At 45.8% G+C, this 23658-nt stretch carries 18 protein-coding genes and 1 pseudogene; 9 read left to right on the top strand and 10 right to left on the bottom strand.

Features of this window, described 5'->3' with window-relative positions; genetic code table 11:
• Nucleotides 1-235 precede the first annotated feature (235 nt).
• Together R3D00_17490 and R3D00_17485 are read left to right on the top strand one after the other, a co-directional pair.
• Nucleotides 236-1420, top strand: a complete 1185-nt coding sequence (locus tag R3D00_17490; protein ID MEZ4774981.1) for a T9SS type A sorting domain-containing protein — start codon at nucleotides 236-238, stop codon at nucleotides 1418-1420.
• Between the two features lie 204 nt (nucleotides 1421-1624).
• The gene (locus R3D00_17485; GenBank protein ID MEZ4774980.1) at nucleotides 1625-4756 is read left to right on the top strand and encodes a DUF4397 domain-containing protein; all 3132 of its coding nucleotides are present in this window, start codon (nucleotides 1625-1627) and stop codon (nucleotides 4754-4756) included.
• Between the two features lie 139 nt (nucleotides 4757-4895).
• Here R3D00_17485 and R3D00_17480 read toward each other — a convergent pair whose 3' ends face one another.
• The 8 genes from R3D00_17480 to R3D00_17445 all read right to left on the bottom strand — a co-directional run bounded on the left by R3D00_17480 (nucleotide 4896) and on the right by R3D00_17445 (nucleotide 14831).
• A complete protein-coding gene (locus R3D00_17480) occupies nucleotides 4896-6956 on the bottom strand; it encodes a dihydrofolate reductase (protein ID MEZ4774979.1) in 2061 nt (686 codons plus the stop codon).
• Nucleotides 6957-7048: 92 nt separating this feature from the next.
• Nucleotides 7049-8257: a hypothetical protein gene (locus R3D00_17475; protein ID MEZ4774978.1), complete on the bottom strand. Its 1209-nt coding sequence runs from the start codon at nucleotides 8255-8257 to the stop codon at nucleotides 7049-7051.
• A 68-nt stretch (nucleotides 8258-8325) separates the two neighbouring features.
• A complete protein-coding gene (locus R3D00_17470) occupies nucleotides 8326-9816 on the bottom strand; it encodes an iron chelate uptake ABC transporter family permease subunit (protein ID MEZ4774977.1) in 1491 nt (496 codons plus the stop codon).
• Nucleotides 9817-9819: 3 nt separating this feature from the next.
• Nucleotides 9820-11589, bottom strand: a complete 1770-nt coding sequence (locus R3D00_17465; protein ID MEZ4774976.1) for a zinc ABC transporter substrate-binding protein — start codon at nucleotides 11587-11589, stop codon at nucleotides 9820-9822.
• Between the two features lie 138 nt (nucleotides 11590-11727).
• Nucleotides 11728-11895, bottom strand: coding sequence for a hypothetical protein (locus R3D00_17460; GenBank protein ID MEZ4774975.1), 168 nt, complete (start codon nucleotides 11893-11895; stop codon nucleotides 11728-11730).
• Nucleotides 11896-11900: 5 nt separating this feature from the next.
• Nucleotides 11901-12377, bottom strand: coding sequence for a DUF6438 domain-containing protein (locus R3D00_17455; GenBank protein ID MEZ4774974.1), 477 nt, complete (start codon nucleotides 12375-12377; stop codon nucleotides 11901-11903).
• A 13-nt stretch (nucleotides 12378-12390) separates the two neighbouring features.
• Nucleotides 12391-13824 carry a chromosomal replication initiator protein DnaA gene (gene dnaA, locus R3D00_17450; GenBank protein MEZ4774973.1) on the bottom strand — a complete coding sequence of 478 codons (1434 nt, stop codon included), beginning with the start codon at nucleotides 13822-13824 and terminating at the stop codon, nucleotides 12391-12393.
• Nucleotides 13825-14288: 464 nt separating this feature from the next.
• Nucleotides 14289-14831: a hypothetical protein gene (locus tag R3D00_17445; protein ID MEZ4774972.1), complete on the bottom strand. Its 543-nt coding sequence runs from the start codon at nucleotides 14829-14831 to the stop codon at nucleotides 14289-14291.
• Between the two features lie 41 nt (nucleotides 14832-14872).
• Here R3D00_17445 and R3D00_17440 point away from each other — a divergent pair, with 41 nt between their 5' ends.
• Nucleotides 14873-15409: a hypothetical protein gene (locus R3D00_17440; protein ID MEZ4774971.1), complete on the top strand. Its 537-nt coding sequence runs from the start codon at nucleotides 14873-14875 to the stop codon at nucleotides 15407-15409.
• Between the two features lie 5 nt (nucleotides 15410-15414).
• Nucleotides 15415-16407, top strand: a complete 993-nt coding sequence (gene meaB / locus R3D00_17435) for a methylmalonyl Co-A mutase-associated GTPase MeaB (protein MEZ4774970.1) — start codon at nucleotides 15415-15417, stop codon at nucleotides 16405-16407.
• Between the two features lies 1 nt (nucleotide 16408).
• On the opposite strand, the gene R3D00_17430 is transcribed toward meaB, so the two are convergent.
• Entirely contained in the window at nucleotides 16409-17107 is a 699-nt protein-coding gene (locus R3D00_17430; protein ID MEZ4774969.1) for an ABC transporter ATP-binding protein, read from the bottom strand.
• A 9-nt stretch (nucleotides 17108-17116) separates the two neighbouring features.
• Nucleotides 17117-17338, bottom strand: a complete 222-nt coding sequence (locus tag R3D00_17425; GenBank protein MEZ4774968.1) for a DUF2795 domain-containing protein — start codon at nucleotides 17336-17338, stop codon at nucleotides 17117-17119.
• 225 nt (nucleotides 17339-17563) lie between these two features.
• Here R3D00_17425 and R3D00_17420 point away from each other — a divergent pair, with 225 nt between their 5' ends.
• The 5 genes and pseudogenes from R3D00_17420 (at nucleotide 17564) to R3D00_17400 (ending at nucleotide 23627) form a co-directional block, all read left to right on the top strand.
• The gene (locus tag R3D00_17420; GenBank protein ID MEZ4774967.1) at nucleotides 17564-19633 is read left to right on the top strand and encodes a BatA and WFA domain-containing protein; all 2070 of its coding nucleotides are present in this window, start codon (nucleotides 17564-17566) and stop codon (nucleotides 19631-19633) included.
• A 24-nt stretch (nucleotides 19634-19657) separates the two neighbouring features.
• On the top strand, nucleotides 19658-20938 hold the full coding sequence (locus R3D00_17415) for a dihydroorotase (protein ID MEZ4774966.1): 1281 nt from the start codon (nucleotides 19658-19660) through the stop codon (nucleotides 20936-20938).
• A gap of 69 nt (nucleotides 20939-21007) precedes the next feature.
• Complete coding sequence (gene lpxD / locus R3D00_17410) at nucleotides 21008-22042, top strand: UDP-3-O-(3-hydroxymyristoyl)glucosamine N-acyltransferase (GenBank protein ID MEZ4774965.1); 1035 nt, start codon at nucleotides 21008-21010, stop codon at nucleotides 22040-22042.
• Nucleotides 22043-22047: 5 nt separating this feature from the next.
• Entirely contained in the window at nucleotides 22048-23439 is a 1392-nt protein-coding gene (locus R3D00_17405; protein ID MEZ4774964.1) for a bifunctional UDP-3-O-[3-hydroxymyristoyl] N-acetylglucosamine deacetylase/3-hydroxyacyl-ACP dehydratase, read from the top strand.
• Nucleotides 23436-23627 (top strand): annotated as a pseudogene (locus tag R3D00_17400) (acyl-[acyl-carrier-protein]--UDP-N-acetylglucosamine O-acyltransferase). The gene R3D00_17405 and the pseudogene R3D00_17400 overlap by 4 nt, the downstream one beginning before the upstream one ends.
• Nucleotides 23628-23658: the final 31 nt, after the last annotated feature.

The following is a 23658-nucleotide window of genomic DNA, read 5'->3' as shown; positions in this document are numbered from 1 at the left end:
TTTATATCCCAGAATTGAAAAAATCTGTACAAAGTTTGTTTAAACAATTCCCCCGATTTATCGATTATTTAGTCGTGAACATTAGACAAAACCTTAAAACATCAACCTCGTGAAACACTGGATTACTTTACTAATAACTGGTTTAATCTGTTGGGTTTCCAATGGAAAAGTTCTTGCAAACCTTTCGGTCTCGTTCCCTTCTGACACTTTGTATCTGTGCCAGGGAGAACCTTTTATGTTGAATGCAACGATTAATGGTGGGGTCGGTCCCTACACGTTTCTTTGGAATACAGGCGATACAACCCAGTCTTTGGCGATTTTGACTGCTGGGGGGGAATCTGTGTATATTTTAAGTGTTACGGATATACTCGGTACAACAGTTACAGACAGTATCCTTGTCATGGGAATGCCGGAATGTGTATGGCCAGGTGATGCCAATGGAGATGGCGTAGCCGACAACACAGACGTGCTGATTCTGGGGCTTACTTATGGCGCACAGGGGATGGTTCGGCCAGACGCTCACACCAACTTCATTGGGCAGGGAGCGCCGGCGTGGACACAGGCGTTTGCTTCCGGATTAAACTATGTGCACTCAGACACCGATGGAGACGGCGTTGTGGATGCGAATGACTTTTTTGCCATTGGGAAAAACTATTTTAATCCTGTGCAGTCTCCGGGGGGAAGCCCTGTAGTTACGGAAGGTATTCCTATCTATGTGGTTTTCCCGCAAGGAAACTTTGAACCGGGAGATATTGTTACGGGTGCAATTATGCTTGGTACAGAAGCACAACCTGCAGACAGTGTGTACGGGATAGCTTTTAGCTTAGCTTATGATGGCGCAATCGTTGATTCTGGTTCTGTGATTGTAAGCTATGATAGTTCCTGGTTGGGAAATCTGCACGTGGATCTGGAGGCGATAGACAAAGACTTTTATCTTGACGGGCAGGTAGATGTGGGCATTACCCGAACCAATCATCTGGCAGTGGCAGGTTATGGCAGAATCGCGGACATCACCATCATGATTGATGATATTACAGGGAAAAAAGAGGGGCTAGAGGATATCGGAATACAAATAGAACGGATTTCACTTGTAGATAAGGCGGGTGTTTCTATTCCGGTGAGCAATGTTTCATCTCATTCTGTGATTTCGTTGGCAAATGACAGACAGATAGACAAATCATCTATCTTCAAAGTCTTCCCCAACCCCGTACACACGCTGATGTATGTCGAGACTGATCTTCCTTTTTGGGAAAAATCAACACTTCGTATGCGGGACATCCAGGGGAAAGTATGGCATCAATCAGAAATAAACTCAGCAACCAAATTCAAACTCGATATTTCAACCCTGCCGGCAGGCATGTATCTGGTCGAACTGGAACATGCCGCTGGAAGGGAAGTGCAAAAAGTAATTTTAAGGTAAAATGTTTCTCATGGTTTTTTAAGGTTGGTTTAGTGTTCTGTGCCATTACGGCACATTAACCAAAGGCTCCCGGGCCTGCTCTCCACCGTCTGTTTCAGCCGGAATGGTCCGGGAAGTCTTTTTTATTCAGGAATTAAACAAAATATTTTTAATACTCATTTTCTCGTACTCAACTTAACCATTCACTCAAAACTCAACTATTTTATGAAAAAGCTAATGCTACCATTAGTGATAGGGATGCTCTTTGCTTTTCCTTCATTAAAAACATTTGCGCAGTTTGCAGATGTACAGATCATCCACAATGCTGCAGATCCGGCAGCCGACAGCGTGGATATTTATATCAATGCCGGCCCTACGCCTGCAGTGCCAGATTTTAAATTTCGGGAAGCAACGCCTTTTATCCAGCTTCCTGCCGGTGTTACGGTCAATGTGGGCATCGCTCCCGGTAACAGTACCGGCCCTGGCGACATTTTGGCTACCTTCCCTTTCACCCTTACCTCCAATGAAAAATATGTGGTGGTTGCTACGGGTGTTCTCAATCCCGCTATGTTTGATGCAACCGTCAATGGTGCCACTGCAATAGGATTTGACCTGAAAGTGCTAACTCCAGCTCAAACAACAGGGACTGGTGGTAACGTAGATATTGTTGTGGCTCACGGTGCAACAGATGCGCCTGATGTTGACGCACTTGTCAACTTTGGCACTACCCCACTCATTGACAACCTCGCTTACGGAACATTCAGCGGCTATGCTTCTGTCCCTCCGGCGGAATATATTCTGAACGTAACGCCTGCAACAAATAACTCAACCATTGTTGCATCCTATTACGCCGACCTTTCGGGTCTTGGTGGTGGGTCAGCCGTAGTATTTGCCTCAGGGTTTCTCAATCCTGCCAACAATATGAACGGTGCAGCTTTTGGACTTTTTGCTGCATTGGCCAATGGAACCGTCATCGAACTTCCTGTTGTAGGCAACGCACGTGCTCAGGTAATCCACAACTCTGCTGACCCCGGTGCGGCCACGGTGGATGTGTATATCAATTATGTCAGCGACTCACTGAAACTGGATGACTTTGCTTTCCGCGGTGCGACTCCTTTTGTGGATCTGCCTACCGGATACCCTGTATCCATTGGCATTGCACCTTCAACCAGTACTTCTTCCAGTGAGGCCATTGCGACCTTCACTCCTACCCTGATGGACGGTGAAACGTACCTGGTTGTAGCGAATGGTGTATTGGACCCCTCCATGTTTGCGGCTAACCCAGACGGTGCTTCCACGGGCTTTACCCTCTTCCTGGAGGCGGGTGCCAAAGAAGCCAGCGGCAATGCCAACGTAGATATTAAAGTCCTCCACGGTGCCACAGACGCGCCCTCTGTAGGGGTCAATGCCAACGGCGGAGCGGTTGTTCCTGCGGCTGCTTACAGCAATTTTACCGGATACCTCAACGTACCTGCTGCGGCGTATCGCATTGACGTTACCGGTGCCAACGCTCCCGGTACACTCGTTGCTCCTTTTTATGTAGATGCTTCAACTTTGGGAGGTGGTGCAACCCTGGTATTTGCTTCCGGCTTCCTCGACCCGGCTGCCAACATGAATGGCCCTGCATTTGGTCTGTTTGCAGCTTTTGCTGATGGAACGGTAGCCCCGCTGACTCCCGTAGGCAATGCCCGCGCACAGGTGATTCACAACTCTGCTGACCCCGGTGCGGCCACGGTCGATGTGTACATCAATTATCTGAGCGACTCACTGAAACTGGATGACTTTGCTTTCCGTGGTGCGACTCCTTTTGTGGATCTGCCTGCCGGATACCCTGTATCCATTGGCATTGCGCCTCCGACCAGCACTTCTTCCAGTGAGGCCATTGCGACCTTCACTCCTACCCTGATGGACGGTGAGTCTTACCTGGTTGTAGCGAATGGTGTGCTCGATCCGACCATGTTTGCGGCTAACCCAGACGGTGCTTCTACGGGCTTTACCCTCTTCCTGGAAGCAGGTGCCAAAGAAGCCAGCGGCAATGCTAACGTAGATATCAAAGTCCTCCACGGTGCCACAGACGCGCCCTCTGTAGGGGTTAATGCCAACGGCGGAGCGGTTGTTCCTGCGGCTGCTTACAGCAATTTTACCGGATACCTCAATGTACCTGCTGCGGAGTACCGCATTGACGTTACCGGTGCCAACGCTCCCGGTACACTCGTTGCACCTTTTTATGTAGATGCTTCAACTTTAGGAGGCGGTGCAACCCTGGTATTTGCTTCCGGCTTCCTCGACCCGGCTGCCAATATGAATGGCCCTGCATTTGGTCTGTTTGCCGCTTTTGCTGATGGAACGGTAGCCCCGCTGACTCCCGTAGGCAATGCCCGCGCACAGGTGATTCACAATGCTGCCGACCCAGCAGCTGCCACTGTGGATGTGTATGTAAATGCGCTTGCCGATACCATTAAACTTGACGATTTCGACTTCCGTACAGCGACTCCATTTGTGGATCTGCCAACCGGCTACGAACTGGATATTGTGATTGCCCTGCCTACCAGCACCGGAATTACAGATGGTGTGGTTGCAACAATTCCTGCATCCCTTGCATCAGGAGGCAGTTACCACATAGTTGCTAATGGTGTTATTTCGCCTGCAAGCTTTGCCGTTAACCCTGATGGCATTCCTACAGCGTTTGGTCTTTTCGTGGCTGACAGTGCAAGAGAGACTGCTGTTGGCAGTAATGTGGATATTAAAGTTTTCCATGGCGCTACTGATGCACCAACGGTTGACGTACTGGCAAACTACAGCACACCTGCACTGGTATCAGGCGCTGCATACACAGATTTCACCGGTTACCTGTCTGTTCCGGCAGCAGACTATGACATTAGCATAACCCCTGCGGGTCAAAATACGACCCTGGTAGCGACATTTGATGCAGATGTTACAGGACTGGGCGGTGGTGCAGGATTGATTTTGGCTTCCGGCTTCCTCGACCCAGCCACTAACCAAAATGGAGAAGGTTTTGGATTGTTGTTGGTTCTTCCTGATGGTACAAGCACCCTGCTTCCACTTGCCACCAGCATCAAAGATGATCTGATCCGTGCTGATCAAAATCTTTCAGTATTCCCTAACCCTGCAAGTTCATTTACGACTATGAGCTACACACTCAGCCAGTCAGGAAATGCACGTCTGGTAGTGTTGGATATGGCCGGCAAGCCAGTATTTGAAACGAAAAAAGAAAAGCTGGCAGCTGGAACTTACGATATTGATTTTTCTGCGGAAACCCTTGCGGCAGGTATTTATACTGTCGTGTTAACCACAGAGACAACCTTTTCTGTAAAACGGCTGTCCATCATTAAGTAAGCAAACCAATTGCCAGCTTTTGGCGTTGTAAGAGTATTACAGAGAAACAGTCTTGTTTTGATATGTTCTTTTGACTGGTTTCTATAATGTTGTGGTGACAGAAGCATCTCTTAAAAAGAAATGCTTCTGTTTTTTTTTATTAGTTGATGTTGGGGAGAAAAGAATACCGGTCTCCGTAATACAGCATTTGTTCTGTAAAGTCTGAAGGATACTCTATCAGGACGTCGGTGATTTCGTCTCCATTCATTACCGGCACCAGTTTTGGCTGAATAAAACCCGAATAAGGTGCAGATTTCAGACTTTTATATCTTTCCAGCACTTCTGCATGCAATACAGGATCTACTTTCACCCCATAATTTTCGACCAGTGCTTTGGCTGCTTCAAAATCGCCCTGAGACTTGATTCTTTGAACTTCACGAAGCAGCTGACCAAAAATGTCGTGGAGTTTGTCATAATCGTTGATTTTGAAATAGGTTTTACCATCACGGGTTACTTTTTCAATCACATTGTCCGGCTGTCCCTTTTCAAATGCCCAGTGGGAAATCCATGCCCGGTTGCGCATATGCGCTTCTTCAATATTATCGCCGAGTTTGAGGCGGGTAAGCTGAGTCATCATACCGTTGAGGATATAGTCATCATAGGCAGTTTTGCCAACCTCCATAGATTCCATCAGTCCCATGTCTATGAGTTTTTGGTCATAGATATAATAAAGTGCGACCAAATCTGCTCTTCCTTCCTCAAGTGTAGAGGCATAACCGCGGAGTGTCTCTTTGGGAGTACCAACACCCGGCTCAATCTTACCGGAAGCATGACCAATTACCTCATGCATATCTGTGTGGAGAATATCTGCATAGGAGCCATACTTGCGGGCATTTTCGATTTCTTCTTCTGAATAAGCAAACTCCTTAAGGAATCCGCTGCCTTTGGAAGCTTCGTCATACGCGCTGACGATATTGGCAAGGTTTACTGATTTTGAGCCATGTGCTGCGCGGATCCAGTTGGCATTGGGGAGATTAATACCAATCGGCGTGGAAGGTGCGGCATCGCCGGACTCCATTACCACATTGATTACCCGTGCCGAAATCCCTTTTACATTCTTCTTCTTGTGGCTTTCCATCAGCGGGGAATTGTCCTCAAAGTACTGGGCCTCTTTACCGATCGCGTCAATGCGCTTAGTAGCCTCAGGGTCCCGGATCGAAACGACAGACTCGAAAGAACCTTTATACCCTTTGGGGTCATTATACACTTCGATAAATCCATTGATCACATCAATATCTGAGGTTGTGTCGGCAACCCACGCGATACTGTACTCATCAAAAACTTTCAGGTCACCGGTTTTGTAGTATTTGACCAACAGTTCCAGGGATTTTTTCTGCGCAGGATCTTCAGCAACAGCAATTGCTTTTTCCAGCCAGAAAACTACTTTTTCGATCGCGTCGGAGTACATCCCTCCCACTTTCCAGGTTTTTTCTGTAACCTTTCCGTTTTCCTTCACCACTTTTGTATTCAGGCCATAGGAAATGGGCGTTGTATCGCTTTCATTGGTCATCGCGTTGTAGTAGGCTTCAACTTCAGCAGCTGAAACCCCCTCGTAAAAGTTTACAGCAGAATTCTCGACATTGTCTACATCCTGGCTCAGGTTTACCTTCTTGGCAGCAATCGCAGGATCAAACATAATGGGGGTAATTCTCGCAATAAACGTTTCGACGCTTTCTCCATCCATCAATGGAAGGGACGCAGGATCAGCCTGATTGACGAGCCCGGCAAAGTATTCCGCCGAAAATTCAGGCATAATCTTTTCGTTTCCGTAGTGGTGATGGATGCCATTGGAAAACCATACGCGCTTGGTGTATTCCATAAACTTAGCGTAATCGCCTGACTCATCAGCTTTGGCTGATTTTACAATGGCTTCCAGTGTACGGCGGATGGTGAGGTTGTATTTAAAATTCTGATCCCAAATGATATCTCTCCCGGAAAGCGCAGCTTCTGAAAGAAAATACAACAGTTTTTTCTGCTGAAGGGGAAGAATCTCAAAACCAGGAACTTTATACCGAAGGATTTTCAAATCGGCAAACTGCTCGGTTTTATAAACAAAGTCACCGCCTTCTTCCTGAGTAGTGGTGTTTGTGCCTGAATCTCCTGCACATCCCAACAGGATACTCAGCGACAAAGACAATAAAAAGAATGCAATTCGATTCATAGTAATTAGCTTTTATTTTCAGGTTCCAAATGTAAGAATATTTTCCCATTTAGATTTTATCCTGAAAACTCAGCCAGTACTACCCAAATGCCTTACTTCCCAAAACTGGTTTCCGGGGAATGGGGCGTTTTCAGGTGCAGTTTCGCAAGATCTTTGTACTCGGAATTTTCATCCATATCCAGCGTTTTGCGGTAAGCAGCAACGGCCGCATCCCGTTGTCTCAGGTTATCATAACAGACTCCCATGTAATATTCATTTCCTGCGAGATAATTGTCATCCTTTACGCCTGCGAGTTTGGCCATCTGGTTACTTTTCCTGATATATTCCATAGCCGCCGGGTAGTTTTTGTGAAGATATATCTGAGTGATTGCCTGATAATGGTAAGCCTTTATCATCAGAAATGTGGTGTAACGGGAGTTAATAGCGGAAATGACCTGATTATTCCATCCGGATTGCTGCTCAAATGCTTTTTGTTGTGCCAGCAGGATTTTTTCTCCCTCTGCGTAGCGATTGTTTTTGATCAGTGCCCGGGCATAATCAGTCTGAAACCAGGTATTCATGGGGAACTCAGCCACGAGTTTTTGGGTTACTTCCAGCCCTTTACCCATTTTTTTGACCTCATCTAAATAAATATAAGTCAGGAAAAAGCGGGCCTCCGTTTGGGTGAAATTGGGAATTTGTCCGGCCTTTTCTATTTCTGCCAGGCCGAGTTGCTCATTGCCATCGGGGAAAAAAGCAAGGAAAGGTCTCACTACGGGATAATAATTGTGATAAGTCGCTACATAATAGTGATAAATACCTGCGATGAAATACATTTCGGGCGACTCATCTACCAGTTTTAATGCGTCCTTAACAGGTCCCAGGATTTTTCTGGCCGTATTTATCGCTGAAAACCAGTTTCTTCTCAACGAATACAACCTTGCCTCCAGGGCATAGTTCATAAACTCAAAAAAGACATATTCGGCTTGCAAATCCGGTTTACCTTCCAGTTTTTTATTTTTTTCAAGCGACAACTCAAGCTGTTTTTCGGTATAATCGTAATAGTCAGGTGTGGTCTCTGAGATATAAGTCTGCCAATAACGATTCATTCCCAAAAGAAAATACCCTGCGGGGTGCTCCGGCTGTTGGTTTTTGAGTTTGGTAAATACCCATTCGGCCCGGTCAAACTCAAGATTATACATAAACCGTAATCCCTTCTCCGCTTCAGCACGATATGCCGGGTCTTTAAATACACCGCTCTGTGCGACACACATTCTTGCACAAATGAAAAAAGTAAGACACGTAAAAATTAAGTTTTTCATATTTTGTGAACGAATATTCTCTCCTAATAGTTTGACCTACACCATTTTGTTATCTCCAGACAACCTACCTATACGTGTTCGATCTTTATTTTCTGTGCCAGAGAAACAGGGATGCTGATACTTTGCCCGTCAAAATTTATTTCGATTTCTGCTTCATCAACTTTTCCTATTTCAAATTCCAGCATGGGGCGAATTCCTCTCTTCCAAAGGTCTGACCGCACCAGATGGTTGATCTGATAGGAACTGATTTTTGCTTTTTGTCCGCTCGATAGTGTTGCCATGCTTTTGAGCAAGGGGCCTGATTTTTCTGGAATGGGTGAACCATGAGGGTCGGTATGCGGATTTCCCAGCGACCGGGCCACTTCATCGACCAGGGCGTCAGTCAGAATATGTTCGTATTTTTCTGCGTTATCGTGAATCTGATCTTCGCTAAGTCCCATTTCTTTTACCAGATACGTTTCCCATAAACGGTGGGCTCTTACGAGTGCATAACCACCTTCAATTCCTTTATCGGTTAATTTCAACTGGCCTTGTGTAAAGGTGAGATTACCTTGTTGGCGGAGTTTGCGTAAAACGTTTCTCAATCGCCAGGAATTTATATCGATTTTCTGGTACAAGGCTGCGGGTGTGAGCTGCTTTTTTTCATGAAGCCTCACGGCTTGCTTTAAAATATCTTCCTGCAATACCCGATTGCGGTTTTTTATCCGTTTCACATATCGGCTGACAATCCCTCTGTGAGGGGAAAATAATACTGCGGATAAATATAACCCTGTAGCGGTCACCGTCATAGCGGGTCCGGGGGTTGTCTCAAAAAAGATCGCAATCAACAATCCCAATGTCGTAGATAAAAGTCCGGTACAGGCGGCAATGACAATCATTCGCTGCAATCGTGTCGTCAGGAGATAAGCAGTAGATGCTGGCGTAATCAGCATGGCCACGACAAGGATGACCCCTACAGACTGCAGGGAAGCCACTACTGCAAAGGAAAGCAACAACATCAGAAAATAATGCATAGTGCTTACCGAAATGCCCAGTGTCTGTGCAACTACTGATTCGAAGGTCGTTACAAAAAAGTACCGGTAAAATACAATAACACACAATACCGTAAACAGGAGAATGGAAAATGTCATCCATAAATCCTGGTCGGAGATTCCAAGGATATTTCCAAACAGAAAATCTTTGAGATCCAGGTGTACGCCCTCCTGGCGGGTAAGCCAAGAAATACCCATTACCCCTATGGCAAACATGGAGGTAAATACGATCCCGATCGCAGCATCTTCATGGGTTTTGACGTTTCGCTGAATCCAGGTAATCAATATGGCTGCCAGTAACCCAGCGACAACCGAACCTGTGAAAAACCCCAGTAAACTGTAGCCCGCGAGGAGAAATCCGGCTACTACCCCCGGTAGAATAGCATGGGAAAGCGCGTCTCCGATCAGCGACATATTCTTCAGGACGATAAAACACCCCAGTATGCCGCACATAATTCCGACCATCGCCGAAGCATACAATGCACGGATGGCGTAGTCATATTGAAAAACTTCGATGATTTTTTCCATGGTTTACAGAATCGTTTCTGTTTTTTGCAGGATTGTCAGGCGACCTCCATAGGTTTTTTTGATGTTTTCGTCAGTAAATACTTCTTCCGTATCTCCGATAGCGATAATGCGCTGATTGATCATGATCAGGCGGTCAAAGTATTCGCGAACCTTTGCCAGGTCATGGTGAATGATCACAACCAGTTTTCCCTGCGCGGCAAGGCCTTTGACAATTTCTATGATTTTATTCTCTGTAGTAATATCAACGCCCACAAAGGGTTCGTCAAATAGATACAGTTCCGCTTCCTGGCACAAAGCGCGCGCTATAAACGCCCGTTGCTGCTGACCACCTGAAAGCTCGCCGATTTGTTTGTCTTTCAGATCGTATATACCCAACTGAATCAGCGCGTTTTCTGCTTTTTTGCGGTCTTCCGGGCGTAACCTGTCAAATACTTCCCGGTGGGGGTAACGGCCCAGCAAAACGACATCAAATACTGTAGCAGGAAAAGTCCAGTCTATTTCTTCCTTCTGCGGGATGTATGAAATATATTTCCTCACAGAATCAACCGTTTCGCCGTTTATGCTGACGGTGCCCGAATCAGCTTCTACCAATCCGAGAATTGATTTAAACAGGGTTGACTTACCCGAACCATTGCCCCCGATTAGTCCATATACATAGCCGGGCTCGATGTCGATAAAAATATTAGATACAGCAGTTTTTCTGTCATAAGTAACCGATAGTCCCCGTATTTCTACATGGTAGTTTTCCCATGAAAGGTCTGTTTTTGAAGGATTTTTTAACTTCACTACCACTACAGAAAAAGAGAGGATAAACAACGCCAGGATAACAAAAAGAAAACTCAGGCTTTTTTCCTCGCTTTTTATAGCGCCATCACGCATCAGCCCGGCGACAATCAGGTCCGTGTTTTGGCGGATCATTTTTTCATAGGAGTCTGCCCCACTTTCTGTATCGCCAAGCGAATCAGCGTAGAGTTTTCCACCAATCTTTATTCCCAGGTCTTCGGCCAGTTGCAGCAGAAGTTTGGGGTTGATGGTTGATTCGATAAAGATTGCAGGGACTTTATACTTTTTGATCAGGGAAACGAGAAAGTTATAATCTTCGATTCTGGCTTCAGCATCCGTAGAAGTCCCAAGAATAGAAACTACCTGAAGTCCATAATGATTGCCATAATATCGAAACGCATCATGTGAAGTTGCCAGGACCCGATGCTCCGGAGGTATCCGTAAAATCTGCGCAGTTACATAATCATCCAGTATCTGGAGTTTTTCCCGATAGGTTTCATAGTTTTTTCTGTATTCGGCAGCATGTGCGGGTGCTATCCGTATCAACGCATCGCGGATATTGGCGATATAGATTAGCGCATTTTGCGGATCCATCCAGGCATGGGGGTCAAACGCATTTTCATGCAGGGCACTATGGATGGGTTTGACTCCGTCTGAAATCGTCACTACATAGGCATTGGTTCCAGAGTTGTCAATCATTTCATTGAGCCAGCCTTCCAGTGTCAATCCGTTTTTGAGAATAATATCAGCTTCAGCAATTTTTTTGGCGTCACCGGGCACGGGCTCATAAATATGAGGGTCGCCACCCAGTGGCATAAGCGATATCACTTCGGCGTATTCACCGGCAATGTTTTGCGCCATGTCGGCGATAAAGGTGGTTGTACAGACAACCCGGGGGCCGGTGGCCGATACAAAACCAGGAATAAACTGAAGTATAACATATAGTAAACTATAAAAAGCGTGTCTGCTGGAAAAAGGTAAATGTTTCATATTGTGAAGAAATATACGCCACAAATATAGAAACAAAACCAAATATTAAAAATTACTTAAAGATTTTTTTAGACAGGCTTAAAAATTTACTCAGGCAAAGAAAAACTGACCATAAAATCAATGATCAGCGCTAAGAAATCAGAAGCCTGTAGATTTTTTTCGTTTTTCCAGCATATACTGCCCATGTTGGGGATGGTTGCAGTTTTTGCGGGGATCTCCGCGGAGAATGCGGCAGGAAGACAGGGTCATTCCACTAAGGAAAGCCAGGATCAGAAGAAGGGAGACATTGCGGGTGATACGTTTCATACTCATTATTTCTCTGATTTCTCAGCGGGGAGGTAATCGCCATCACCGATTAGGTGGTCTAGCTTTTCCTGTAATGCAGAGACGATTTCCGGCGCTTCAAAACGATTGACGACCTTTTTTGTACGGCCATTCATGGTGCAGGTTGTGATGACGGAAGGGAGGTCCATGACTGCCGGGTTGTTATATTCTTCTTCCATTTCCCAAAAATTTGCCTGCTCCAGTTCAGAGACAAGGGCGAAAAGTGTTTCCTGGGTGAGTACTTTTTTATAGCGACCTAATTTATCCACAAATGCATCGCCCTGGTACAGCACTTCGCCATTGGCCGAGACAGAAAGAAAATAGACCGGGCATCTTCCGTGGCAACCCGTTTTCTGAATCGTCAACTCAAAATCCTCAGGGAAAGCGGCTTGTGTTGAGGCTTTTTTTGATGATTTGCAGGCAAACAACCCTGCAAATAGAAAAAGGTAGATCCAAAGTCGCATAGACCAGGTAGGATTAGTTGACTTCTACAGAAATCCGTTTGCGGATTTCGCTTACATTCTGCTTAAAATATTTATCCGTTGCTATGAGATCATTGACTGTCTGAAGCGCATGAATAACCGTAGAGTGATCCCTTCCCCCAAAATGATAGCCGATCGATTTCAGAGAATGCTGTGTCATCTCTTTCGCAAAATACATAGCGATCTGCCGGGCCTGTACAATATCCCTTTTACGGGTTTTGGCCTTCATGAGCTCTACTTCGATATCGAGATGATCACCGACAATCTGCTGAATAGAATCAATGGTAATTTCCCTGGTAACCGTATCTACGAAATGTTGTAACATGGAACGCGCCAGGTCAACGTCCACGTCTTTGCGATTCAGAGAGCTTTGAGCCAGCAGACTGATCATCGCACCTTCCAGTTCCCGGATATTGGTGGTGATATTATGGGCGATATATTCAACCACTTCCTCGGGAAGTTCGATGCCATTCTGATACATTTTACTCTTCAGAATTTGTTTGCGGGTATTGTAGTCAGGCACCTGCATACTGGCACTGAGTCCCCATTTGAAGCGGGAGAGCAACCTTTCCTCCATGCCTTCCATATCGTTGGGCGAGCGATCTGACGCCAGCACAATTTGTTTTCCAGACTGGCGGAGGTGATTGAAAACATGGAAAAAATTATCCTGCGTTTTTTCTTTACCCGACATAAACTGAATGTCGTCGACAAGGAGGACATCAATCATCTGGTAAAAATTCATAAAATCATTGACGGTGCCTCTTCTTACCGCTTCTACAAACTGGTTGATAAATCTTTCAGAAGAAACATAAAGGACCGCTTTTCTCGGATTGGTTTCTTTCACCTGATTTCCAATGGCCTGGAGAAGGTGCGTTTTGCCTAACCCGACACCACTGTAGATAAAAAGAGGATTATAGGCGGTAATACCCGGCTTATTGGCCACAGCGTAACCCGCAGCGCGGGCAAGACGATTGCAGTCGCCTTCTATGAGGGTATCAAAAGTATAGGAAGAATTGAGGTTAGAGTCGACTTCGAATTTGCGAATACCTGGAATGACAAAGGGGTTAGGTATAGGTCTGTTTACATCCAATTGATTGTTGAGGGTTTGAGTGGAATTACTGTGATGATGCGAAGATGCCGGCATTCTGACGGTGGAGGCGCCGTTGTTTACACTGTTTTCGATCACGATCGAATACTCCAGTCTTCCATCGGGACCCAGGGTAGCACGAACGGCCCGCTTTAGCATGGCTACGTAGTGGTCTTCCAGCCATTCGTAAAAGAATTGGCTGGGAACTTCAATGGTAAGTACATTCTGATCAAGACGTATGGGCTTAATCGGTTTGAACCAAGTGTCGAAACTTTGGTCCGAGATCTCCTCCTGAATGAGTTGGAGACACCTTTTCCATATGTCAACGTGTGTCGTTGTCATTTCCTGGCGTTACTAAATCTGTTTGTTTACTTTACCCTTAACGAAAAAAAGAGTAGATTCTTATCTTCAGCGCAAGGATAAAACTCCAGAAAAAAAACCGAAAAAAAAACTTGTCTGAAAACCTTTTTTTTCGGTTCAAGTAAATATTTACATCTTTTTGATTCTCAGTTTATTACCTGAAAAACCCTCTCTAAACGCTTCCAGCGCAGATTTTTTGTATGCATGCATACGAACCTTTACACTAGGTTAATATTGTTAACTATCCTTTTATCAGAGAGTTATACCGAATATTGGGGATTAGTGTGAGATTCTGATTATTCAGAAATTTTTTTTTTCGATGATTCGAATTACTCCCTTTGGGAATGCTATTTCTCACCCTCACTCTTAATTTTCCCGAATCGGCCTGCAAAAGTTTGCACCTTTTTTTAGCAAGTTTTTGCTAAAAACTATTGGTTCAGCGATTTCTATTCGAAATTGAAAATTTTCAGGATGTCCGACTTTAACAGGAATGTGGCTTTGTGCGTTGGGTGTTCTTCCCATGTTGCGCATATTTCGATGATTTTCTTGCTCAGTATCAGGCCTTTTTCATCGGCTGGAAGCTCTGATGCCGCTTTTCTGATGACTTCTATCATTGCATTTTTGGCATGAACCACAGCAGACCAGCCCTGATAAGAAATGTATAACTGCTGCACAAGATTGTGTTCGTATTCAGAGGAAATTTCGTGTACCAATTCTCTTTCCAGCTGACCGACTGATTTTCCCTGGCTGCCTATTCTGGGTACGAGATTTTCGGGGCTGATCCTTTCCAAAAATAAAACTGCCCTTTCGTATGCCGAAAACTTCAAGGGCAGATGTGTCTGGATTGTGGTTTTGCGCAATTCCCGTCCTTCTTTCATCAGGCTTCTCCGGGTATGGTAGTCATTGGTGAACTTTACGGCTAATAAGACCAGTACTGCCGGTATAGAATATTTCAATACTTCACCGAGGATTTCTGCAATTTGTTCCATTTCTTAAAAAACATAGTTATTTTGGTCAAAATTAGCGGATAATGAGACATCTGTCCATTTTTTTTATTTTATTTTTGCCCTTCCTGTCCTGCCACGATAAAAGTACGCAGGCTATCCGCAATAGAAAGGCGGCTTCTTTGCTCGTCGGGAAAAAAAAGCTGGCTGACAGCGTTGTCTGGAAACTTTCCCAAACCTATGATCCCTACAACGGGGGATTAACTTATGATGCCGACTCGCTCAATCCACAGTTTCTGGTTTTGCACCGTGATGGTACTTTCAGGGAGTACGATACAATCAACTACAGTACCGGGCACTGGCTGGTCAATAAGTCCCGCGACCGGATCGCCAAAGTGTATGCCATTCAGAATGGTACGGAAATTCCCGAAGAGCAGCAGATTCCTTCTTTTCGTTATGAAATTCAAACCCGAAATACAGACAGCCTCGCACTGACCATACAGGGACGGCACGGGATGTTACGCCTTACCTATATTCGTTTTCATGCAGATACGAATATGTCATCGGTAATAATAGATTCTCTGCTTACCCCCGTTGACACACTTTTACCTAAAAAAGAATAATTTTCATGCCCCTGCCTTCCCGCTTATCGGCTGATACCTATACCGAGGGTATCCGAAATGGCGACAGGCTTATGCTCAGTCGTGCGATTACCCTTATCGAAAGTACACTGCCCCGCGATCAGATGCTGGCTGCTGAAGTGATCCGAAATTGCCTTCCCTATACCGGAAAATCTTACCGGATTGGAATTACCGGGATTCCCGGTGTCGGGAAAAGTACCTTTATTGATGGATTTGGCAGCTTCCTCCTTTCACAAGGATACCGGTTAGCAGTCCTGGCTGTAGATCCATCCAGTACCCGGAGCGGGGGGAGTATTTTGGGGGATAAAACCCGAATGGAAAAATTGTCTGCTTCTCCCAATGCCTTTATAAGACCCTCTCCCACCTCCGGAAATCCTGGCGGCGTAGCCCGCAATACCCGCGAGGTTATGCTCCTTTGCGAGGCGGCAGGTTATGAGATCATCATGGTCGAAACCGTGGGCGTCGGGCAATCTGAAATCAGTGTCTCCGGGATGGTCGATTTTTTCCTGCTACTCCTTATGCCCAATGCCGGAGATGAGCTGCAGGGGATTAAAAGAGGCATTATGGAACTGGCAGACGGTCTGGTCATTCATAAAGCCGATGGCCTTATGGTTTCTGCCGCCCGGCAGGCAATGGCGGTGTTTACGCAGGCCGTAAAATTGTTTCACCACGACCTCCCCGAGTGGCAACCTGCCCTGAAAACATGCTCTTCACTCACAGGGGAAGGGTATGCAGAGGTGCAGGATATGCTGTTTTTATACCGGAAAGTTGCCACTGCCCGTGGATTCTGGGAGCAGAAAAGAAACATGCAGGCCAGTCAATGGCTTGATGAGGCTATTCAACAACAACTCCTGGAAGCGTTTTATACCGACCCTGCGATTGTCAACAAACTGGAAAAACTTCGGACAGAGGTAGTGGCAAGTAAAATTTCCCCAATAGAAGCGGCGAATATCCTGCTCAAAGAAAGTAAAAACCACTAGCTCAGTCATATACAACCGCCATCAGCTGGTCTCGTATATCACCTCCTGCGCCTGAATACACCACTTCCCCGGATTTAAAACCTGTCACAAATACCGATTCATCTTCTAATGGCTCCAGATCATGTGTGGTGCAAACAATGGTTTGGCCGGTAAGTGCCCGGGCTCGCAGAAAAGAAAACAGAAAGGCTTTATTTTTGGGATCCAGAGATTGGGCGGGTTCGTCAAGCAAAAGGATTGGCGTTTTCTGCACCAAAGCCCTGGCGATCATGACTTTTTGAAGCTCGCCGCCGGATATTTCGTTGAGACTCCGGCTGATAAAATTTTCCAAGGACAAGGTATGAATTACTTCCCCGGCAATCTTATGATCAGTAGAGGAATAGGATCCCAGCCAATTGAGATAGGGAAATCTGCCGGTAAGTAAAAAGTCGTATACGGGTATACGAAAAGGAATGTCGAGTCGCTGTTGCACGAAAGCCACCTGACGTGCGAGATGTAGCGCAGGAAGTGAGGATACTTCTTGACTATCTACCTGAATAGACCCGCTGTAAGATAAAAGACCTGCCAGAGAACGCAAGAAAGTAGTTTTTCCACTACCATTTAACCCAACGATATAATGAAGCCCTGGCTCAAGAGCCAGGGATATTTCCCGAAGAATCGGTTGATGATTGAGTTCGACATACAGGTCTTTGACTTGTATCATCAAACGCCGTTAATACTCGTCTTCATTGAAGAGGAAGTCTTCTTTAGACGGATAATCCGGCCAAATCTCTTCAATACTTTCGTACTGGGAATCTTCATCAGGAAGCTCATCCAGATTTTCAACAACTTCCAGCGGGGCGCCTGAGCGATTCGCGAAGTCAATCAATTCTTCTTTGGTAGCCGGCCATGGCGCGTCTTCCAGGTATGTTGCCAATTCGAGTGTCCAATACATAGTTGAATGCCTATTTTTAAATCGTCGCAAAAATAGAATAAAATTCCACATTGTCAAGTGGAAAATTGTAAATGTCAAGTGGGTATTCAACGGGCAGTTGCACAGATTATTATTGCGAAATATTGAGAAATATCACACATCCTGCCCGAATCCCTTTAAACTAAATGCAGGGTTTCTCATTTCTGGTTATATTTGTATAAATCTTTTATAGACCAACATTCAGCAATGGCTTTTTTAAATCCGGGGGCACTATGGGGGCTTTTAGCTCTTTCCGTTCCAATTATCATACATTTTTTCAACCTTCAGCGACCTAAACAGATCCTCTTTAGCAATGTTGCCTTTGTTAAAGAGGTTAAAAAATCGGTCGTTCGCAGGGTACGGTTCCGGCAATGGTTGCTGCTCATGGCACGACTGCTGGCAATCGCAGGGTTGGTTTTTGCATTTTCAGGGCCGGTGATTGTTTCAAAAAATAACCAGATGCTTCAGGGGAATCGTTCGATTGCCCTTGTGATTGACAATTCTTACAGCATGACTGCCGGAAATGAAAAGGGAGAATACTTTCAGCAAGCGCTATCTCTTGTCCGGAACATTATCCGAACCTACAACCGGGAGGATGAGTTTTTACTGATGACGACCTCTGATCTCCGGCTGAATTTTAATTTTTCCCGCCAGGAAGAAGCCCTCGAACAATTAAAAGATCTGAAGATCAGCCAGAATATTCGCTCTCAGGGGGATATCCTGAATTTCCAGGATGAAATATTTGCCAGGGCTTCCAATTCTGTAAAAGAACTGTATCTGCTAAGTGATTTTCAATTGTCAACCGTGTTGGCAGACAGCCAGGCTACTGACCTGAATGATTCTTCGCTCCTGATTAAATATATACCGCTCGCTACCCGAAAGCAGAAAAATGTGTACATCCGGGATCATGAAATCATGTCTCAGATCGTGGAAAATGGCAAGCCTGTATCCATGTCGATGCAACTGGTCAATGATGGAGAAAACCCGATAAAAGACCTGAGCGTCAGGGTTATGCTTGAAGGAAAAGCGGCTGCGATCAACACCAAATCACTGGATCCCGGCACAGAATCTACCCTCAATATTTCGTTTACCCCTGCCCAAAGTGGGTGGCTTTCCGGTTATATTGAGCTGGATGATCCTTTTGTCGCTTTCGATAACCGCAGATATTTTAGTCTGTATGTGCCAGAGAAGGAAAAGGTATTAATTGTAGAAGGTCAAAATTCGCGCAACATCAGGCTCCTGTATGAATCGCTGTTTGATCAGTTTGATACCAAATTTGTTTCTGCCCGCAACATTGCCGCAGAAGAACCTTCGGCCTACCGGTCAATCATATTGCTCGGTATAAAGGATATCAGCAGTGGATTGGGCGACAAACTTCGTTCGTTTATTGAAGAAGGCGGAAGTGTTATGTTTTTTCCTGGCGATGATATGGCACTCTCAGGGGTTAATGAATTTTTCAAATCTGTCGGTTTTGGTTCCATGGCACCGGCAGTTAATATCCAGCAGGGCGCAAAAGCGAGCCGTGTGGATCTCGCAAACCCACTGTTTGAAGGCGTCTTTTCCCGGCAACAAAATAACGTAGAGTTTGATGCGCCGGAAGTTTTCAGATATCATCCGGTACAACTCAATAATAGCACAGCCCAGACCAGAATCCTTTCTCTTGAAAACCAGGCGCCCATACTGATTGAATCGCGCATTGGAAATGGGCTCATGTTTACATTTACGCTTTTCCCCGGAGATGCCTGGACGGACCTTCATGTAAAAACCATATTTTCTCCCATGATCTTCCGGGCGACCCAAATCATGAATCAGACACAGAATATTCAGGCAGGGCAGGAAATAGGATTTTACCAGCCCAAAAGTATCCGTACCAATCAAAAGTCACTGATCAACCTGGTGGATGCGGAAGGCAGATCTGTACCTCCGGAACAATACTCCCAGAGCGGAACGACTACCCTGAATTTTGAGAAAATGGATATTCGCGAAGGCAACTATGACATCGTTCAGGATAATAAACTGCTCGAAAAAATTGCCTTTAATATCTCAGACCTTGAGTCTAAACTTTCCTATGCCAGCCAGTCGGCCCTGGCAGAACTTCTCGGCAAAAGAGGGTTGGCATTTATAGAAGTTCTGCCGCCTTCGGCTGACGAAATCAGATCGAAGATTGAGGTCGAAAAAGAAGGGTTCCCCCTTTGGAAATATTTTATTATCATCGCGGTCGTTTTTCTCTCCCTGGAAGGCGTAATCCTTTTGCTAAAAGATAAGCCGATCAGCTAACCATATTTTAAATCTTCATTCTGTATGTCAGCACCGCTTTTATTCAGGAATATAACAGTCATTGATCCCGGTTCGGAATACCACGAACAACAGGCAGATGTCCGGATTGAAGGAACACAAATCCTACAGGTGGCCCCGGCAGGCTCGCAGAATGATGCGGGTATGCAAGTGGTTGATATTCCTGGCGCCTGTATTTCTCCCGGATGGGTGGATATGATGGTCAACCTCTCAGATCCTGGTTTTGAGTGGAAAGAATCGCTAACCCAACTTGCAAAGGCTGCACAGTCTGGGGGATTTACCCAAATCCTTTGTTCGTCAAATACACAACCGGTGATTGACAATAGCCAGATGGTTCAGTCATTGATGTTGCGTACTGCTGGATTGCCGGCAGAGCTTTGGTTGACCGGAGCGATTACCGCCGGAGCCAAAGGAGAAGATCTTGCGGAAGTGTATGATATGCATCTTGCCGGTGCTGTTGCTTTTGGCGACGGCACTCACCCGATACAAAAACCCGGAGTTGTGCTGCGTGCCTTGCAATACCTTCAAACATTTGGCGGGCTGATGATTGACTATCCTGAAGACCGGTCTGTGTCTCATGGTGGTCAGATGAATGAGGGAGAAGTATCAACGCAATTGGGTATGAAAGGAATACCCGTGATCGCAGAGTTGCTGGCTGTATCCCGGGATCTGGAAGTTGTCGCCTACGCTGGCGGAAAAATCCACTTTCAGCCCATAGCATCTGCGGAGGCAATCCGTCTGATTCAGCCGGCGAAAACCGGTGGAAAGGTTACACTGGGTACGGCGATATACTATCTTATCCTCAAAGACGAAGACCTGGAAACTTTTGATCCGGTATACAAAGTATTCCCCCCTCTGCGAAACCGTCAGCAGCAACAAGATCTGCTCAATGCGTTGAAAAATGGCATGATCGATACGCTGGGATCCGGCCACCAGCCGCAAGGGCTGGAAGAAAAAGAAGTAGAATTTGAAGTGGCGGAGCCGGGAATGCTGGGCCTCCAGACTTTCTTCCCATTGGCAAACATGCAGTTGGTCAATCAGCAGGTAATCAGTATGGGACGTCTGATTGAAATGATTGCCATTAACCCCAGAAAAATTTTAGGGAAACCCTCTGTATCTGTCAAACCGGGCAGTGTCGCGGACCTCACTATTTTTGATCCTCAGGCCGTATGGACCTACGATATTTCGCATATCCCTTCCCGAAGTAAGAACAGCCCATTTATTGGTCAATCGCTGAGAGGAAAGGTTTTGGGTACCTGTCTCAAAGGCAAGTGGCAGCCTCAATGATCCTGATTGCGGTTATCTGCACCAAAGTAAAAAAGATTTTTTACCTTTGACCTCTTATCTCCATGGTGAATGAAATTTAGTATAAGACAGATTGCAGGCCTGATTGGGGCAGAGATTACGGGTGATCCTGATAAGGAAATAGACAGTTTCTCTGGTATAGAAGAAGGGAAAACAGGCGGAATTACATTTCTGGCCAATAAAAAGTATGAACATTTTGTCTATAGCACCCAGGCTTCAGCAATTATTGTTTCCCGTGATTTTGTCCCGAAAGAATCCATTATCCCTACCCTGCTTTGGGTAGATGATCCATACAGCGCAGTTGCCATTCTCCTGGAAAAGGCCGAATCCATGCGCCGGCCGGCAAAGCGGGGAATGGAATCTCCGGTATTTATTTCAGAAAATGCCAAAGTGCATCCGGAGACATATATTGGGGCATTTGTGTATATCGGTACCCAAACCACAATTGAAAAAGACGTACAGATTTATCCCAATGCTTATATTGGCGATGATGTATTCATTGGGGAAGGAACGGTGATTTACCCCAATGTCACGATTTATTACGGGACAAAGATTGGCAGGAATTGCATCTTACATGCGGGGAGTTGTATCGGCAGTGATGGTTTTGGGTTTGCACCGCAACCCGACGGGAGCTATAAAAAGATTCCCCAAATGGGCCGCGTAGTCATTGAGGATTTTGTGGAAATAGGTGCGAATACCTGCATTGACAGGGCAACTTTTGGCAATACCGTCGTCAAAGAAGGCGCCAAGCTGGACAATCTGGTGCAACTGGCGCATAATGTTGAAATCGGAGAAAATACAGTAATTGCCGCTCAGGTGGGAATTGCCGGGAGCACCCATATAGGAAAAGCGTGTATGCTGGGCGGACAAGCAGGGGTGGTAGGGCATTTGAAAATTGCTGACCGCACCATGATAGACGCACAGTCAGGGGTCAACCGATCGGTGGATACACCGGGTCTGGCTTTCCGCGGATCGCCGGTACAGATTCACCGGCAACAATTGAAATCAGAGGTTATGTTTCGCAAATTGGAGGAAATGTACCGGAGAATAAGTGAACTTGAGAAAGTATTAGAAAACAGAGATTAGCAGATATGGCTGAAAAGCAACGTACGATTCAATCACCGGTTTCCGTTTCCGGAGTCGGGCTACACACAGGAGAACAGGTTACAATGACCTTTGTTCCCGCAGGAGAAAACCATGGCTATGTATTTCAGCGGGTTGACCTCGACAATCAGCCCCTAATACGTGCCGACGTCGACAATGTGGTTGATACAAGCCGCGGCACCACCATTGCTGAAAATGGCGCACATATGCACACCGTTGAGCATACGCTTGCCGCATTGGTAGGGCTGCAGATTGATAATATTCTGATTCAGGTAGATGGCTCCGAGCCGCCGGCCATGGACGGTAGCGCCATTGCCTTCTCCCAAGCCCTGATTGAGGCAGGAATTGTCGAGCAGGAAGCCGACCGGGAATATTTTTATATTGATGAACCGATTCATTATATGGAAAATGACCGGAAAGTCGAACTCGCGGCCTTACCAAATAGTGATTTCCGTGCAACCGTTATGATTGATTTTGGGTCTGATATACTAAAGGCTCAAAACGCATCTTTGACAGATATTGCAGACTTCCCGGAAAAATTTGCCAACAGCCGCACTTTCTGCTTTCTGCACGAATTGGAGTCGCTTCACAAAGCAGGACTCATTCGGGGTGGTTCGCTCGACAGTGCAGTGGTAATCATGGACAAAGAGATCACACAGGAAGAATTGCTGCGCCTGAAGGAAATTTTCAACAAACCTGAAATGGAAATCAAGGAAGGGATTTTAAACCATTCGGGCCTCCACTACGAAAATGAACCTGCGAGACACAAACTGCTGGATCTTCTCGGAGATCTCGCACTTGTAGGGGCTCCGATTAAAGGCCACATTATGGCTTCCCGTCCTGGCCATAAAGCCAATGTAGAGCTCGCCCGGAGAATTAAGGCGAAGCTGAAACAAAAACGGATCGCCAGCCGGTTTCAAAAAGAGGAAAAGAAAGGTGTAATTTTTGACATTAATGCCATTCATGAAATCCTCCCCCACCGGTATCCATTTCTTCTGGTCGATAAAATCACCGACTTTACTGAAAATACGATCCGGGGGATTAAGAATGTAACCATGAATGAACCCTTTTTTCAGGGTCATTTTCCCGGCAACCCTATCATGCCCGGTGTACTCCAATTGGAAGCGATGGGACAGGTAGGCGGAATTCTGCTCCTCAATACAATCGAAAATCCAAAATCAATCTGGGTTTATTTTGTAGCTATAGACAACGTTAGGTTTAAAAAACCAGTTATACCAGGAGACACACTTGTTTTAGAGTTGGAATTGACAGCACTTCGAAGAGGGATCTGTAAGATGAGCGGCAAAGCTTTTGTCGACGGTCAACTTGTTTGTTCCGCTGACATGGTCGCCAGTGTAGTACCCAAAAACAGAATATGATAAACCAACAGCAGCATTTAAACAGTTTTAACGCTCACCCCCAGGCAAAAATCCATCCCAGTGTAAAAATCGGTTCTTACACCACAATCTATGAGAATGTAGAAATTGGAGAAGGTTCCGTGATAGGTCCCAATGTCGTGATCTATGACGGAGTGCGAATTGGTAAAAATTGCCGGATCATGGCGGGTGTTACGATTTCTCCCGATGCCAGCCAACTGG

This window comes from Bacteroidia bacterium, from assembly GCA_041391665.1.
Lineage (GTDB): Bacteria > Bacteroidota > Bacteroidia > J057 > J057 > JAGQVA01.
The sequence above is the reverse complement of the archived record's forward strand: the minus strand, read 5'-3'. Positions and strand labels throughout refer to the sequence as shown.

Coding starts and splice junctions, on each gene's coding strand:
- R3D00_17445 (MEZ4774972.1), bottom strand. CDS start 14,831: ATGGAACAAATTGCAGAAATCCTCGGTGAAGTATTGAAATATTCTATA.
- R3D00_17430 (MEZ4774969.1), bottom strand. CDS start 17,107: ATGATACAAGTCAAAGACCTGTATGTCGAACTCAATCATCAACCGATT.
- R3D00_17455 (MEZ4774974.1), bottom strand. CDS start 12,377: ATGCGACTTTGGATCTACCTTTTTCTATTTGCAGGGTTGTTTGCCTGC.
- R3D00_17440 (MEZ4774971.1), top strand. CDS start 14,873: ATGAGACATCTGTCCATTTTTTTTATTTTATTTTTGCCCTTCCTGTCC.
- R3D00_17415 (MEZ4774966.1), top strand. CDS start 19,658: ATGTCAGCACCGCTTTTATTCAGGAATATAACAGTCATTGATCCCGGT.
- R3D00_17420 (MEZ4774967.1), top strand. CDS start 17,564: ATGGCTTTTTTAAATCCGGGGGCACTATGGGGGCTTTTAGCTCTTTCC.
- dnaA (MEZ4774973.1), bottom strand. CDS start 13,824: ATGACAACGACACACGTTGACATATGGAAAAGGTGTCTCCAACTCATT.
- R3D00_17475 (MEZ4774978.1), bottom strand. CDS start 8,257: ATGAAAAACTTAATTTTTACGTGTCTTACTTTTTTCATTTGTGCAAGA.
- R3D00_17470 (MEZ4774977.1), bottom strand. CDS start 9,816: ATGGAAAAAATCATCGAAGTTTTTCAATATGACTACGCCATCCGTGCA.
- R3D00_17485 (MEZ4774980.1), top strand. CDS start 1,625: ATGAAAAAGCTAATGCTACCATTAGTGATAGGGATGCTCTTTGCTTTT.
- meaB (MEZ4774970.1), top strand. CDS start 15,415: ATGCCCCTGCCTTCCCGCTTATCGGCTGATACCTATACCGAGGGTATC.
- lpxD (MEZ4774965.1), top strand. CDS start 21,008: ATGAAATTTAGTATAAGACAGATTGCAGGCCTGATTGGGGCAGAGATT.
- R3D00_17425 (MEZ4774968.1), bottom strand. CDS start 17,338: ATGTATTGGACACTCGAATTGGCAACATACCTGGAAGACGCGCCATGG.
- R3D00_17460 (MEZ4774975.1), bottom strand. CDS start 11,895: ATGAAACGTATCACCCGCAATGTCTCCCTTCTTCTGATCCTGGCTTTC.
- R3D00_17465 (MEZ4774976.1), bottom strand. CDS start 11,589: ATGAAACATTTACCTTTTTCCAGCAGACACGCTTTTTATAGTTTACTA.
- R3D00_17490 (MEZ4774981.1), top strand. CDS start 236: ATGTTGAATGCAACGATTAATGGTGGGGTCGGTCCCTACACGTTTCTT.
- R3D00_17480 (MEZ4774979.1), bottom strand. CDS start 6,956: ATGAATCGAATTGCATTCTTTTTATTGTCTTTGTCGCTGAGTATCCTG.
- R3D00_17405 (MEZ4774964.1), top strand. CDS start 22,048: ATGGCTGAAAAGCAACGTACGATTCAATCACCGGTTTCCGTTTCCGGA.